Origin of the sequence: Aequorivita antarctica, assembly GCF_007997155.1 — a bacterium.
Classification (GTDB): Bacteria; Bacteroidota; Bacteroidia; order Flavobacteriales; family Flavobacteriaceae; genus Aequorivita; species Aequorivita antarctica.
The window spans coordinates 79,667-94,642 of the sequence record NZ_VORT01000001.1 but is presented as its reverse complement, the minus strand read 5'-3'; the positions used below and the strand labels follow the sequence as shown (position 1 = coordinate 94,642).

11 protein-coding genes are annotated in these 14,976 nt (G+C 38.7%); 8 read left to right on the top strand and 3 right to left on the bottom strand.

The window, feature by feature from the left end; all coding sequences use genetic code 11:
• Positions 1–4 precede the first annotated feature (4 nt).
• The 5 genes from ESU54_RS00420 (at position 5) to ESU54_RS00400 (ending at position 4,788) form a co-directional block, all read left to right on the top strand.
• On the top strand, positions 5–760 hold the full coding sequence (locus ESU54_RS00420) for an SDR family NAD(P)-dependent oxidoreductase (RefSeq protein WP_111843082.1): 756 nt from the start codon (positions 5–7) through the stop codon (positions 758–760).
• Entirely contained in the window at positions 757–1,893 is a 1,137-nt protein-coding gene (locus tag ESU54_RS00415; RefSeq protein WP_111843083.1) for an ATP-binding protein, read from the top strand. Before ESU54_RS00420 ends, ESU54_RS00415 begins: the two co-directional genes overlap by 4 nt.
• 35 nt (positions 1,894–1,928) lie before the next feature.
• Positions 1,929–2,924: a T9SS type A sorting domain-containing protein gene (locus tag ESU54_RS00410; protein ID WP_111843084.1), complete on the top strand. Its 996-nt coding sequence runs from the start codon at positions 1,929–1,931 to the stop codon at positions 2,922–2,924.
• 84 nt (positions 2,925–3,008) lie between these two features.
• On the top strand, positions 3,009–3,734 hold the full coding sequence (locus tag ESU54_RS00405; RefSeq protein WP_111843085.1) for a metallophosphoesterase family protein: 726 nt from the start codon (positions 3,009–3,011) through the stop codon (positions 3,732–3,734).
• A gap of 64 nt (positions 3,735–3,798) precedes the next feature.
• Positions 3,799–4,788, top strand: coding sequence for an acyl-ACP desaturase (locus ESU54_RS00400; protein WP_111843086.1), 990 nt, complete (start codon positions 3,799–3,801; stop codon positions 4,786–4,788).
• Between the two features lie 59 nt (positions 4,789–4,847).
• On the opposite strand, the gene amaB is transcribed toward ESU54_RS00400, so the two are convergent.
• The 3 genes from amaB to ESU54_RS00385 all read right to left on the bottom strand — a co-directional run bounded on the left by amaB (position 4,848) and on the right by ESU54_RS00385 (position 7,609).
• Positions 4,848–6,401, bottom strand: coding sequence for an L-piperidine-6-carboxylate dehydrogenase (amaB, locus tag ESU54_RS00395; protein WP_111843087.1), 1,554 nt, complete (start codon positions 6,399–6,401; stop codon positions 4,848–4,850).
• A 97-nt stretch (positions 6,402–6,498) separates the two neighbouring features.
• Positions 6,499–7,035 (bottom strand): 3-hydroxyanthranilate 3,4-dioxygenase, encoded by a 537-nt coding sequence (locus ESU54_RS00390; RefSeq protein WP_111843088.1) that lies wholly within the window; start codon positions 7,033–7,035, stop codon positions 6,499–6,501.
• Positions 7,036–7,099: 64 nt separating this feature from the next.
• Positions 7,100–7,609: a CAP domain-containing protein gene (locus ESU54_RS00385; RefSeq protein ID WP_111843089.1), complete on the bottom strand. Its 510-nt coding sequence runs from the start codon at positions 7,607–7,609 to the stop codon at positions 7,100–7,102.
• Positions 7,610–7,813: 204 nt separating this feature from the next.
• Here ESU54_RS00385 and ESU54_RS00380 point away from each other — a divergent pair, with 204 nt between their 5' ends.
• The 3 genes from ESU54_RS00380 to ESU54_RS00370 all read left to right on the top strand — a co-directional run bounded on the left by ESU54_RS00380 (position 7,814) and on the right by ESU54_RS00370 (position 14,973).
• Positions 7,814–8,878, top strand: a complete 1,065-nt coding sequence (locus tag ESU54_RS00380; protein ID WP_111843264.1) for an isoaspartyl peptidase/L-asparaginase family protein — start codon at positions 7,814–7,816, stop codon at positions 8,876–8,878.
• The gene (locus ESU54_RS00375; RefSeq protein ID WP_111843090.1) at positions 8,879–9,181 is read left to right on the top strand and encodes an antibiotic biosynthesis monooxygenase family protein; all 303 of its coding nucleotides are present in this window, start codon (positions 8,879–8,881) and stop codon (positions 9,179–9,181) included.
• Between the two features lie 200 nt (positions 9,182–9,381).
• Positions 9,382–14,973: an alpha-2-macroglobulin family protein gene (locus ESU54_RS00370; protein WP_111843091.1), complete on the top strand. Its 5,592-nt coding sequence runs from the start codon at positions 9,382–9,384 to the stop codon at positions 14,971–14,973.
• Positions 14,974–14,976 lie beyond the last annotated feature (3 nt).

Below are 14,976 nucleotides of genomic sequence, written 5' to 3'. Positions count from 1 at the left end.
AAACATGAAAAATAAAACAGCATTTATTACAGGAGCAACCTCCGGAATTGGGATGGCAACTGCGAAACTTTTCGCTAAAAAAGGAGTAAAATTAATTCTCTGCGGAAGAAGAGAAGAACGATTAAAAAAACTTTCAGAAGAACTTTCGGCCTTGACGGAAGTTCACACTTTAAGTTTTGATATTCGCAATAAAGAAGCGGTTTTTTCAGCTATAAAATCCCTTCCCAATAACTTTTCCGAAATAGATATTTTAATAAACAACGCCGGTAACGCCCACGGAATGGACACTATTGACGAAGGAAATACCGATGATTGGGACGCGATGCTCGATATTAATGTGAAGGGTTTATTATATGTTACTAAAGCGATTCTTCCAAAAATGATTGAACGAAAAAACGGCCACATCATAAATATTGGAAGCACTGCAGGAAAGGAAGTTTACCCAAAAGGGAACGTTTATTGTGCAAGCAAACATGCCGTGGACGCTATAAATCAAGGTATGCGGATTGACTTGAATGGTAAGGGAATAAAAGTGGGGGCAATAAACCCTGGAATGGTTGAAACTGAATTTAGCGAAGTGCGATTTAAAGGAGATAGCGATAGAGCCGAAAAAGTATATCAAGGATTTACACCTTTAAAACCAGAAGATATTGCAGATATTATTTGGTTTTCCGTTACACGTCCGCCGCACGTTAATATTGCAGATTTGACAGTAATGTCTTTGGATCAAGCCTCATCTACCATTGTGAATAAATCATGATCAACAAACGCCTTTTAGTCAAAAACCTGCTCGCCCATAACGACGAGAGCAGTTTTTATGATAAAAAGCGAAAGATTGACCTAGGCACCAAAGAAGGAAAAGCAAAGTTTCTGAAACACATTTGTGCACTCAGTAATAGCAATCCAGCAAATAATTCTTTTATAGTGATTGGTGTTGAGGATGAAACCAATGAAATAAGAGGAGTAGATTTTTTTGACGATAGCAAAATTCAAAATCTTGTAAATGCTTACCTAACAAACGCTCCTTTGATTATTTATGAAAACGTGGCATTCCCCAATTTGCCTTCAGACAAAGTGGTGGGTTTGGTAACTATTCGTCCCAATGGAATGATCACGTCATTGCGTAAAAATATTTGGAAGTATTGGGGCGGCTCCATTTTTCTCCGGGATGGCAGTATTTCGATGCCAAAGGATTTTGACATTGAAATAAAAGACGTGAATTCCGAAATAGTAAAATCCATTGAAAATGCCGCCAAAAACAATATTGAACTCACCCTTGACGGGGTGATGGATTTTATAAGCAACCGCCACAAAGATTTGGAAAGCCATTACAAAGTTTTCAAGGAACAGTTTGTGGTTTGCTGGGCCGGAAATCCAAAAAAGCTAAAAGAAAACACCTACTATTCGCGTGTAGACATTGAGTTAATCAATGAGCAGGTTCGTCTTTTTTATTCGGCTTTGGATGAAATCAGTATCACATTTACGGACGATTATTTTAAAACTGTGGAGTATGTGCATTTGGGCTTGAACGAACAGTTTAAATATTATCCGTTGGAAGAGGTGACTATCCATTTTCAAGAAAACGGTTCGTATCAAATGGATTCAAAACTTATTTTTGAAGCGCCGAAATTTAATAAAAAAACGCTTTTTCATATTTATAATGCGAACAATGCAGTTTTAGAAAAGTTGAAAAAGAATATTCCACTCAACGCTTCCGAAGAAAAAGATTTACGAAATCTTCCATCCACCTATCTAATTTGTTATTTGAACGATTTTGAGGATGCCAAGGAAAAATTGCAGGAAGCTAAGGAGTTTTTAAGGGATTATGATGTGGAAGCCTATCAACTTTCAAAGGAGTCGCTGCGTATTTTGAGAAAAGTTAGTTATAATTAATTTTCGTAATTTTAAAAGTGCCAAATTTTATAATTATGAAAAATTTTATCTTCAGCATTTTCTTATTCTTTATTGGCTTTCAGTCTTTTTCCCAATGCAGTATAAACCCATTCATTCAAAATAATTATGAATTGGACGCAAAAGTTTTAGCGCTTAGAGAGATTTTAAATGACCCCTTAGATCCGGATTACGATAATCCTTTTTTGCCAGAAGAGCGCTATAGGCCTTATCTTGAAAGATTGTCAGCACTTTATGAAAATCCACATAACAGTCCAATGGTAGATTCGTTGTTCAATGACTTCCGTATTCATGTTAATTGGGAATATATGCTAAGTACACCTTTTAAACGAATTGTTTTTGCTATAGACAATAATGCACCTTGGTTAGAGGATTTTAAAACTACAGGTGTTTCTGGGGTAACAGAATTGGACGATTTGATGGCCACATATCAATTTTCAATCGATTATTTTATTGTACTCACAGGGGCGGGCTATACTGCATTTTGGATTGAGACCTCGTTGGATTTTTTAAATGTAACGGCACTTTTGGATGATTTTGATGCTATCCCAGACTTATTACCTTCAGAAACCGATGTAGAATTAGGAGACCGGTTTAATTACACTGGAATTCAATATTACATTTATTCAGAACCAGTTGAAGTTTGCGATATTATTATAAGTGGAAACCAATTCGAATTTGTGCTTTATGCAGGGGATTGTTTTGCAGGTTGTACATATTCCGAAAGTAGATATACTTATGTTACAGAGGATTGTGAAGTGCTTTCAAAACTGGAGAATGATTTATCGAAAATCACGCTTTATCCTAACCCCGTTTCAGATAAATTATATTTTAGCGGAAATTCTTCGGAAATAGCCTCGCTTCAAATTTTTTCCGTTCAAGGAAAATTGATTAAAAAATTGAATAACCTTTCCACAGAAATTGACGTTTCACATTTAAAAACTGGAATGTATTTTGTAAAACTTATTTCGATAGATGGTAAAATAAATACTTTGAAATTCATTAAGGAGTAAATCAATTTGGATTGAAAGATTATAGTTTGACGGAATTATAAAATTATTAACTATTGCAACTAAGGAATTCATTATATTTTCAAAATGAAAACAGTTGTAATAGGAGACATTCACGGAGGTTTAAAGGCCTTGAAACAATTGATAGAAAGAGCCAATCTACCAGCAGGCACTAAATATATTTTTGTGGGCGATTATGTGGACGGCTGGAGCCAATCTGCTGAGGTGGTTTCTTATTTGATTGAATTTTCGGAAGAAAACAACTGTATTTTCCTTCGGGGAAACCACGAAGAACTATTATATAAATATCTAAAGTTTGGTGAAAGCAATCCAATTTGGCTAAGTCAAGGCGGGGAAAGCAGTATTAGAAGCTATTCAAAAATATCAAAAGGAGAAAAAGAAGAACACCTTCATTTTTTCGAAAATCTTATCAATTATCATATAGATTCTGAAAACCGTCTTTTTGTGCATGCGGGATTTATGAACCAACACGGTCCGCAACACGAATATTATCCAAACTTGGTTTATTGGGATCGAACCCTTTGGGAAATGGTTTGCGCAATGGACACTACTATTTCTGAAGAAGATGATAAATATCCCAAACGACTGAAACTTTTCAAGGAAATTTATATCGGCCATACGCCCGTAACCCGAGTGGGTTTTGACAAACCAGCAAATTTCGCAAATGTATGGAACGTTGATACAGGTGCTGCATTCAAGGGAAAAATATCAATGCTCGATGTGAATTCCAAAGAAATTTGGCAAAGTGAGCTGGTGTATTTGCTTTATCCAAACGAAAAAGGAAGGAATTAATACTTCTTTATTACAAATTAAACATCGCACTCCCTATCTTTGTAGTTACCTCTAAAAAAATACCATGGCGCTTAAAAACATTCGTTTGGAAGTAATGCAGACTGTCGAAAAGGAGATTGACAGTTATATTGACCAATATCTTATTCCCGTTGATGAAATATGGCAACCAACTGATCTTTTGCCCAATTTCCAAAAGGAAAATTATATGGATGAGGTAATCCAAATTCGTGAAGAAGCCAAAGAATTAGGCTATGATTTCTGGATTGTTTTGGTGGGCGATATGGTTACCGAGGAAGCGTTACCAACCTACGAAAGTTGGTTAATGGACATGGAAGGTGTGGACCAACACGGCCGTAACGGTTGGAGCAAATGGATTCGCCATTGGACTGGAGAAGAAAACCGACACGGAGATACACTTAATAAATACCTCTATTTATCTGGAAGGGTAAACATGAAAGAAGTTGAAAGAACTACCCAGCATTTAATCAATGACGGTTTTGAAGTGGGAACCGGCCGTGACCCTTACCGAAATTTTATCTATACAAGTTTTCAAGAATTGGCAACTAATGTTTCACACAATCGCGTGGGAAAAATTGCGAAGCAAAAAGGAAATAAATCTCTTGCAAAAATGTGTAATATTATTGCTGGAGATGAAATGCGCCATCATTTAGCCTATCGCCAGTTTGTAAAAACCATTTTTGAATACGACGCTAGCGAAATGATGATTGCCTTTCAAGATATGATGCAGAAAAAAATCATTATGCCTGCCCAAAACCTCCGTCAGAGTGGTGGTAAAATGGCTTCAGCATTTGATGATTTTAGTAATGCAGCACAGCGTTTGGGTGTTTACACAACATACGATTATATTGATATCCTAGAAAAATTAAATGCGCATTGGGAAATATCAAAAATCTCAAACCTCACCGATGAAGCTGAAAAGGCACGAGATTATCTTTTGAAATTGCCATCAAGAATGCTTCGTATTGCAGAAAGGATTAAAATTCCACAAGATGCCAACCGTTTTAAATGGGTTGAGCCGAATGGAATAGTATAAATTAAAAAAGCCGTTTCAATTGAAACGGCTTTTTTAATCTTATAGGATAATAAATATTTCTACAAATCAAACTTAATTCCCTGTGCTAATGGAAGCTCAGTGGTATAGTTAATTGTGTTTGTTTGTCTGCGCATATAAACTTTCCAAGCGTCGCTTCCGCTTTCGCGGCCACCGCCGGTTTCTTTTTCACCACCAAATGCACCGCCAATCTCAGCACCAGAAGTACCAATGTTTACGTTTGCAATTCCGCAATCTGAACCTTGTACAGATAGAAAATGTTCTGCTTCACGAAGATTGTTCGTCATAATTGCAGAGGAAAGTCCTTGTACAACGCCATTTTGAAGTTCAAGTGCATTTTCAACATCGCCGCTGTATTTCATCATATATAAAACAGGTCCGAAAGTTTCGTGTTGAACAATTTCATAACTGTTTTCAGCTTCAGCAATTGCTGGTTTTACGTAGCATCCGCTTTCGTAACCTTCGCCTTCAAGTACGCCGCCTTCCACTATAATTTTTCCACCTTCTTCAACAACTTTTTTAAGAGCAGTTTGGTAATTCTTTACAGCATCTTTGTCAATAAGCGGTCCAACGTGGTTTTTTTCATCTAAAGGATTTCCAATGCGAAGTTGATTATAAGCTGCAACTACAGCATCTTTCACTTTGTCGTAAATACTTTCGTGGATAATCAGTCTTCTGGTTGAAGTACAACGTTGTCCTGCAGTTCCAACAGCGCCAAATACGGCACCGATTACTGTCATTTTAATATCAGCATCTGGAGCTACGATTATGGCATTGTTTCCACCAAGTTCAAGTAGAGATTTCCCTAAACGTCCTGCAACAGCTTGGGCAACAATTTTTCCCATTCTGATAGAACCTGTAGCCGAAATCAAAGGCACACGTTTGTCGTTGGTCATCATTTCGCCAACTTTATAGTCGCCATTGATAAGGCAAGAAATTCCTTCTGGCAGATTGTTATCAGCAAAAACCTTTGCAGCAATTTTTTGGCAAGCTACTCCAGTTAACGGAGTTTTTTCTGATGGTTTCCAAACGCAAACGTCTCCACAAACCCAAGCCAATGCTGTGTTCCAAGCCCAAACGGCAACTGGAAAGTTAAATGCTGAAATAATTCCAACCACGCCAAGCGGGTGGTATTGCTCATACATTCTGTGTCCGGGACGCTCACTGTGCATCGTTAAACCGTGAAGTTGGCGGGAAAGACCTACTGCAAAATCGCAGATGTCAATCATTTCCTGTACTTCGCCAAGCCCTTCTTGATAGCTTTTTCCCATTTCATAAGAAACAAGTTTCCCTAATGGTTCTTTTAGTCTTCGTAATTCATCACCAAATTGGCGTACAATTTCACCGCGAAGTGGAGCTGGTTTCAATCTCCAGTCTTTAAAGGCTGAAGTGGCGCTTTCCATTACTTTTTCGTAATCTTCTTTGGAAGTTGTGGTTACTTTCGCAATTACTTGTCCATCAACGGGAGAATGTGAAGTGATTTCTTCACCGTCTGAAAACCAATTTTTTCCAGTGGAAGTTCCTTTGTTTACTTCTTTAATTCCTAATTGTTCCAATGCTTCTTCGATTCCGAAGGAAGTGGTTGTTGCTTGCATATATTTATGATTTTTATTCGAAAATTTATAAAGCGCAAAGGTACACAATGCGCTGAAGAAAGTAAAACGAAACGGTATCTGTTTGGGAAATACGCTGTTAATCTTTTGTGAAACGTGGGTCGGTTTCCATCACCGTTCCACATTTGTCACAAGTTCGCAGCTCCTTACTTCCGTAGAATTGTTTAAAGTGTTTTAGGAAATCGGTTTCAATATTGCTTAGAGGAAAATAAACATCGTATAATTTGTGATTGCAATTATCACAAAACCAAAGCAGACCATCTTTTCCATCAAGGTCAGTGCGTTTTCTTTCAATAACTAAACCTATGGAACCATCGCTTCTACCTGGAGAATGTGGCACTTTTGCGGGATGAAGGTACATATCGCCAGGACCGAGTTCCATTACTTTTTTTTCACCATTTTCTTGAATAGCCACTTGAATATTTCCTTCAAGTTGGTAGAAAAGCTCCTCCGTTTCGTTGTAATGATAATCCTTTCGGGCGTTGGGGCCAGCCACTATCATTACAATATAATCGTCAGATTCAACGTATAAATTTTTGTTGCCTACAGGTGGTTTTAGCAGATCGCGGTTTTCTTTTATCCACTTGTTAAGGTTGAAAGGTTTTTTAATAGCCATTGCCGTATTTTTAACAGTTACGTAAAAATACGGCAAAATGGTCTAATAGAAAAGGGAAGTGAGGTTACTTTCTATAAAAGAGTTGGGTGTAGTAGCTTCGGCCTTTAGCGCTCTTCATTACACCAAAGCCGGTGTGGGTGAAGTTGCCCTCAATGATGGCTTTATGGCCAGGGCTATTTAGCCACGCGTTTACTACAGTTTCAGCAGTTTCGTACCCATAGGCTACGTTTTCGCCAACTACTTCAGCGCCGTCATGGTATTTAATTCCTTCGGAACGATATCCAAAATTGTCGTGATTTATCTGCTCTTTATCAATCATATATTCGGTGTGGTCTACAGCGAAAGCCGAGGCGTATTGATTGTCAATTATAAGCGCAGAAAGACCCAGCGATGAACGATGGTCATTTACCAAACTTAAAATTTCAGATGACATTTGACTGTCATTTTTTTGAGCCAGCGCTAAATTAATATCATATTTAGAAGCTTCAACTTCGACAGAATCCTCTTTTGAACAAGAGGTAATCACTAGGCATAGCAATGCCATTGCAAGTAGGTTGCTTTTTAGTAGGTGCATAATTTGGGTAACATCAAATTTGGGGCATGATGTTGGTTCAAATATATAAAAAAAATTAAGCTAAAATGCTTTTAATCGAAATAATGTTACACTTTGTCGGATAAACGACAATTATTTAAATATTGAGGACTGCTTAAAATTATGCTTAAGCACTGTGAACATTATATTTTTCAAGTATATTGTGATGAATTAAAAGATATATTTATGAGTAAAATTTTAACATATTTTATTGCTATTTTCCTACTTTTTGGATGTAAAAACGAAGAGAAACCTACTTCAGAACCCATAAAATCTTCTGAAAAAGCAAATAAAAAGGAAGAAAACTTCGGAATTGTCATTCACGGCGGCGCTGGAACTATACTGAAAGAAAATATGAGTGATTCGCTTGAGTCTGCTTATAGAGAGAAACTGAAAGAAGCCATTTCCGCGGGATATGAAATTTTGAAAAATGGCGGTACATCATTAGATGCTGTAACACATACTATTAATGTAATGGAAGATTCCCCGCTTTTCAATGCAGGAAAGGGCGCAGTATTTACACACGAAGGCTCTAACGAGTTGGATGCTTCAATAATGGATGGCGCGACTTTGAATGCTGGCGCAGTAGCTGGGGTGAAGCATATTAAAAATCCAATCGACTTAGCCAGAGACGTAATGCAGAAGAGCGAACACGTGATGCTTTACGGCGTTGGGGCAGAAGAATTTGCACAAGATTTGGGTTATAAAATTATGGATACCTCTTATTTCTACACCAAAAATAGGTACGAGTCTTTACAAAAAGTTTTAGCGAAAGAGAAAGTCCAAAATGAAAAGAAGGTTTCTTTTGAAGATCCATTTATCAAGAACTCAAAATTTGGCACGGTGGGTTGTGCAGCCTTGGATAAGCACGGAAATCTCGCTGCCGGAACCTCAACTGGCGGAATGACAAACAAACGCTGGAATCGTATTGGTGATGCACCAATTATTGGAGCGGGCTCTTACGCCAATAATGCTACTTGCGCTGTTTCTTCAACAGGTTGGGGTGAGTATTTCATTCGAGCTGTGGTTGCTTATGATATTTCTGCCTTGATGGAATATAAAGGAATGACGCTACAAGAAGCTGCAAAGGAAGTCATTCAGAAAAAAGTTCCGGCGCTTGGTGGTGATGGCGGTATTGTAGCAATTGATAAAGATGGAAATGTGGCTATGGAATTCAACACTGCTGGAATGTATCGCGCTTCGATGAATTCCGAAGGAGAATTGGTTCTTAAAATTTATAAAGAAAAATAAATGGAACAACCCTATTACGCAGTAATTTTTACATCCATCCAAAGTGAAAACATTGAAGGCTATTCTGAAATGGCCGAATTGATGGAAACACTTGCAAAACAACAATCCGGATTTTTAGGGATTGAAAGTGCCCGTAATGAAATTGGCATAACGGTAAGTTACTGGCAAAATCTTGAAAGTATAAAAAGCTGGAAGGCAAACCTAGACCACTTGTTTGCACAGAAAAAAGGACGGGAACAATGGTATTCCTATTATAAAGTGAGGATTTGTAAAGTAGAGCGGGAATATGAGTTTACACGTTGATGGAACATAATCTCTTGGAAATCTGTTAATTATCTCCCAAATGTTAAAATCTCAAATACGATTTTTAAAAAGTTCAACGTTCCAATTTATACCTCCCCATCCATAAAACTACTTAAACAGTTTTTTCAAACAAAACGAATTGTGTTTTGCTTTGTAGGCCAATCTATTTGCCTTAATTTTAAATACTCTAACCATTATCTATGAAAACCTCACTCAAGTTCCTATCTATTGTTTTATTGCTGTTCGTATTTTCCTGCAAAGACAAGGACAAACATTCCGAAACCGATAATCTTTTCAAATTCAAGGAATACATATCTTATAATACTTATGGAAACCAATCCATCACAACGGATATTCGAATTGAACTTGCAAAGCCTTTACAGCAATTTGAGCTAACACAGGAACTTTCATCCGATGAATATTTAAAAATTTCACCAAAAACTGAAGGCAAATTGCTTGTTGAAAACGGGAAAACGTTGATTTTTCAACCTTCGGAATATTTAAAACCGGACACAGAATACACAGTTACGGTGAAGCTTGATAAATTTTACGAAGATATTTCAAAAGAATTCAAAACCTACACCTTCAGCTTTCACACCATTACGCCCAATTTCAAAGTTGATTTAGGAAAACTTCAAAGCTACAGCAAGCAGTGGCAATATGTTGAAGCGTCTGTTGAAGCCTCCGATGTTATTTCTTTGGAAAAAGCGAAGCAATTGGTTTCTGCTTCCCAAGATGGCAAAAATCTAAAATTGAAATGGCCTTCCGAAGCTACAGATGCGCGCTACTTCAACTTTACAATTGACAGCATAAGTCGAAAAATAGAAGATTCCGAAATTCTTATTAAATGGGAAGAAAAACCCATTGGTGCGGAAAATAAAGGCGAAAATACTTTCGCAATTCCTGGGCAAAATAATTTTACAATAGTTGACATTAGCAGCACGTTGGCACCTGCCGCACTTTTGAGCATAAACTTTTCCGATCCGTTACTAGAAAATCAGGATTTTGCTGGTTTGGTGACTATCGAGAATACACAGGATTTGCGTTACGAAGTCAACGGAAATGTACTTAACGTCTATCCGCCAAACCGCGTGGTGGGCGATGTAAAAGTCACCGTTTTCACGGGTATCAAAAACACCGAAGGCTTTGGTTTGAAGAAGGAGTTTTCAGAATTGGTTTCCTTTGAACAACTAAAACCAGCCGTACGGATGATTTCAAAAGGTGTAATTCTTCCAAATTCCGCTTCAACGCCAGTTTACTTTGAAGCTGTGAACCTTGCAAAAGTAGATGTTCGCGTCATTAAAATTTATGAAAACAACGTCCTTCAATTTCTTCAAAGTTATAATTTGAATGACAACAACACATACGATATTAAACGAGTTGGACGAAGAATTGCCAAAAAAACGATTGATCTTAAAAACGACGATTTAGGAAATAATGGAAGCTGGAAAGCATACGCCATCAACCTTTCGGAATATTTTAAAGCAGATCCCGGCGCCATTTATCAATTAGAATTCAGTTTCAAAAAAGATTATATCACCTATGATTGTGCTGAAACTGCTTCCCAAGAAGAAAATTCTGAAGAAAATGAAGACGAATACTATAATGATTATTACGAAGAAGACCCTTATTACACCAACGATTCCTCCGAAGATGAAGAAATCCGCGAAGAGCGCTATTGGGACAATGAAATTTACCGTTGGAGAAATTACACTTACAACTGGGAGCAACAGGACAATCCCTGTCATCCTGCATATTACAACGAAGACCGAGTAGTTACCGCAAATATTTTGGGCTCAGATTTGGGCTTGATTGTGAAAAAAGGCAATAACCGTTCCTATCATTTTTTTGCTACAAACCTTATCTCAGCGAAACCTGAAGGTGGAGTAAAAGTGAAACTTTTCAATTATCAACAACAACTTATTGAAACCGTAACCACCGAAAGCGATGGAATGACCATATACGATGGTAGCAAAAATGCTGCTTTTGCAGTAGCCCAAAAAGGAAATAATTTTGCCTATGTAAAACTGGAAGACGGGAATGCCCTTTCCATGAGTAATTTCGACATTTCTGGGAAAGAACTTCAAAAAGGTTTGAAAGGTTACTCCTATACCGAGCGTGGCGTTTACCGTCCTGGCGACAGTATTCACCTTACTTTTGTTCTGAACGATAACGCAAATCGGCTACCAAAGAATCATCCAATAACGCTTTCTGTGACTGATGCGCGGGGGAAATTAGTTCAAAGAACGGTTTCTTCCTCCTCTAAAAATACTTCTACGGAAAATGGATTTTATTATTTCCCAATCGCAACTGACGCTTCTGCGCCAACGGGCAATTGGAACGCCACAATAACCGTGGGTGGCGCACAGTTCAGCCACACTTTAAAAGTTGCAACTATTAAACCAAACCGATTAAAAATCAAGCTCGATTTTGAGGATGAAATCTTAGACGCAACAAAACCAGTAAAAGGAACAGCGAGCGCAATGTGGCTCCACGGATCGCCTGCGCGGAGTTTAAAAATTGATATGACCGCCACACTTCGCGCGAGCAACTCTGCTTTTCCGAAATTTCCAAAGTATAATTTCATAGATCCTATCCGAACTTTTTCAGAAGTGGAAATACCTGTTTTGGACACGCAACTTTCTTCTGAAGGGAGCACTGCTTTTAGCCAAAATCTAGAAGTTGGAAAGAATGCGCCCGGAATGTTAAAAGCTACATTTTTGACGAAAGTGTACGAAGGCGGTGGTGATTTTTCTATGGATATTTTTTCAAAGGACTTGGCGCCGTTTTCACATTTTGTCGGTTTAAAATCTCCCGAAGCGGGTCGTTACGGTTCTTACTTCACGGATGAAAACACAACGTTTGATGTAGTTTCCGTAGATGCCCAAGGCAAAGCTGCCGCCAATCGCGAGCTGGAAGTAAAAGTTTTTAAAATTGAATGGCGTTGGTGGTGGAATCGCGGTTCGGATAATCTTTCAACCTATGAAAATTCAACCGTCCACCGTCCTGTAAAAGATTTCACCGTAAAAACCGATGGTAACGGAAAGGGAAAATTCACGGTAAATATTCCCGAAGAGGAAGGCGGACGCTATTTAATTCGCGTAATCGATAAACAATCCGGCCACGCAACTGGACGTATCACTTATTTCTACAGAAATTGGTCGCAACGCCCAAGTGACGGCGATGCGGAAAGCGCAAAAATGTTGGTTTTTTCAGCCGATAAAGAAAAATATAATGTTGGCGAAGAAGCGTTTATAACTTTTCCTTCGGGAAGCGACGGTCACGCGCTAATTAGCGTTGAAAACGGCACCGAGGTTTTGGCAACGCATTGGATTGAAACCAAAAAAGGGGAAACCAAAGCCGCAATAAAAATCACAAAGGAAATGGCGCCGAATATTTATGTGAATATTTCACTGCTTCAGCCGCATAGCCAAACGAAAAACGATTTGCCAATTCGGCTTTACGGTGTTATTCCACTTTCCGTGGAAGATCCTTCAACGGTACTTCATCCAAAAATCACGATGCCGGAAGTATTAAAACCAGAAAAACAATTCACTGTAAAAGTTTCCGAAGAAAAAGGAAAAGCAATGACCTATACCTTGGCAGTTGTTGATGAAGGACTGCTGGATTTAACAAGATTTGCAACACCCGATATTCACGAAGGTTTTTACAGCCGTGAGGCTTTAGGAGTAAAAACGTTTGATATGTTCGATTATGTGATTGGGGCCTATTCCGGAAGTGTCGATAATATTTACGCAATTGGTGGTGGCGATGCCGCTTTGGGAGCGAAAAATAGAAAAGCAGATCGCTTTAAACCCGTTGTAAAATATCTCGGACCTTTCGAACTCGCAGCTGGAAAAACCGCAACTCATAATATTATGATGCCAAATTATGTAGGTTCTGTTCGCACGATGGTGATTGCGGGTGATAAAACCAATAGTGCTTACGGTAGTGTTGATAAAGCTACTCCCGTCCGTACGCCATTGATGGTGCTGGCTTCGCTTCCACGGAAATTATCGCCGGGCGAAACTGTTACGCTTCCCATCACCGTTTTCGCAATGGAAAATAAAGTGAAATCCGCCACGATTACTGTGAAAACCGGCGATGCATTAAAACCAAAAAATGGCTCATCAAAAACCGTTACATTCAATGAGCCGGGCGAGCAGATTGTGAATTTCGAATTTGAAGTTTTGCCAACTAAGGAATTCCAAACTATTGAAGTAACGGCCTCGGGCAATGGCGAAAAAGCAAGTTATAAAGTTGAAATTGACGTGGAAAACCCGAACCCGATTTCACAAAAATCTACCCAATTCACTATTTCCGAAAATGGGTCTGAAACTATCAATTTTGAAACTTTTGGAGTACCGGGAAGCAATGCAGCAATGCTTGAATTTTCAACCTTGCCGCCGATGGATTTCGGAAAGCGAATGGAATATTTAATCCATTATCCCTACGGATGCGTTGAGCAGACAACTTCTTCAGCATTTCCGCAGTTGTATTTGGCAGATGTTTTCGATATTACTTTCGATAAAAAACAGAAGATTGAGAAAAATATAAAAGCGGGAATTGAACGTTTGGGAAGATTCCAAACCGCAAATGGCGGACTTGCATATTGGCCCGGAGAGCGCGAAGCTGATGAATGGGCGACCAATTATGCCGGTCATTTTATGCTTGAGGCGAAGCAAAAAGGCTATGCGCTCCCAATCAGTTTTATGAGCAATTGGTTACTATATCAACAAAACACTGCGCGGCAATGGCGAAATAGTTATAAGGTTTATAATTCAAGTTTGACGCAGGCTTACAGGCTTTACACATTAGCGTTGGCCGGAAAACCAGAGCTGGCCGCGATGAACCGCCTTCGCGAAAGCAAGGAATTGAGTAACGATGCCAAATGGCGTTTGGCAGCTGCTTATGCATTGGCCGGAAAAAAAGAAGTCGCACAACAGATTGCAAAAACTGCTAATATCAATTTTGTTTCTCAGAAATACGATTATTACACCTACGGTTCTCCTTTCAGAAATAGAGCGATGGCTTTGGAAACATTGGTTTTATTGGGAGATTCAAAACAACGTGATTTGGCAATTTCCGTGGCGAAGGATTTGTCTTCAGGAAATTGGTACAGCACTCAAGAAACATCTTATGCTTTAATGGCGATGGCGAAAATGGTTGCCAAAAATGGTGGAAAAGCAATGGAACTAACATTTAATAATGGTGGAAAATCGATCGAGGTGAAAACCGACCGAGCCATTGCGCAACGAGACCTTTCATTTGTAATGGGAAATAATTCCGTTTCGGTGACCAATAAAAAAGGGAATGTTGTTTACGTTACACTTTCGCAACAAGGGAAACTTCCACTTGGGAAAGAACTTGCAGAGCAGCGAAATCTCTCAATAAAATCGCAATATTTGGATGGCACGGGCAAGGCAATTGATGTCACTAAATTGCGACAGGGAACCGAGATTATTGCAAAAGTGAGCGTTACCAATACCTCGGGCGATTGGATAAACAATGTGGCGCTTTCAAAAATCTTCCCGAGCGGTTGGGAAATTGTAAACACGAGTTTCTCAGAATTAGGTGGAGGCGCAAGTGGAAACGCACGTTATACAGACATTCGCGATGATAGAGTGAACTTCTTTTTCGATTTGGATAGAAATGAAACGAAAACCTTTACGGTGAAACTGAATGCCTCCTATTTGGGAACTTATTATTTGCCTGGTACGCAAGTGGAAGCTATGTATGATAACTCGTATTATGCACGGAACAAAGGAATGTGGGTAACTATTGAGCAGTAAAAT

Coding starts and splice junctions, on each gene's coding strand:
- ESU54_RS00420 (WP_111843082.1), top strand. CDS start 5: ATGAAAAATAAAACAGCATTTATTACAGGAGCAACCTCCGGAATTGGG.
- ESU54_RS00415 (WP_111843083.1), top strand. CDS start 757: ATGATCAACAAACGCCTTTTAGTCAAAAACCTGCTCGCCCATAACGAC.
- ESU54_RS00410 (WP_111843084.1), top strand. CDS start 1,929: ATGAAAAATTTTATCTTCAGCATTTTCTTATTCTTTATTGGCTTTCAG.
- ESU54_RS00405 (WP_111843085.1), top strand. CDS start 3,009: ATGAAAACAGTTGTAATAGGAGACATTCACGGAGGTTTAAAGGCCTTG.
- ESU54_RS00400 (WP_111843086.1), top strand. CDS start 3,799: ATGGCGCTTAAAAACATTCGTTTGGAAGTAATGCAGACTGTCGAAAAG.
- amaB (WP_111843087.1), bottom strand. CDS start 6,401: ATGCAAGCAACAACCACTTCCTTCGGAATCGAAGAAGCATTGGAACAA.
- ESU54_RS00390 (WP_111843088.1), bottom strand. CDS start 7,035: ATGGCTATTAAAAAACCTTTCAACCTTAACAAGTGGATAAAAGAAAAC.
- ESU54_RS00385 (WP_111843089.1), bottom strand. CDS start 7,609: ATGCACCTACTAAAAAGCAACCTACTTGCAATGGCATTGCTATGCCTA.
- ESU54_RS00380 (WP_111843264.1), top strand. CDS start 7,814: ATGAGTAAAATTTTAACATATTTTATTGCTATTTTCCTACTTTTTGGA.
- ESU54_RS00375 (WP_111843090.1), top strand. CDS start 8,879: ATGGAACAACCCTATTACGCAGTAATTTTTACATCCATCCAAAGTGAA.
- ESU54_RS00370 (WP_111843091.1), top strand. CDS start 9,382: ATGAAAACCTCACTCAAGTTCCTATCTATTGTTTTATTGCTGTTCGTA.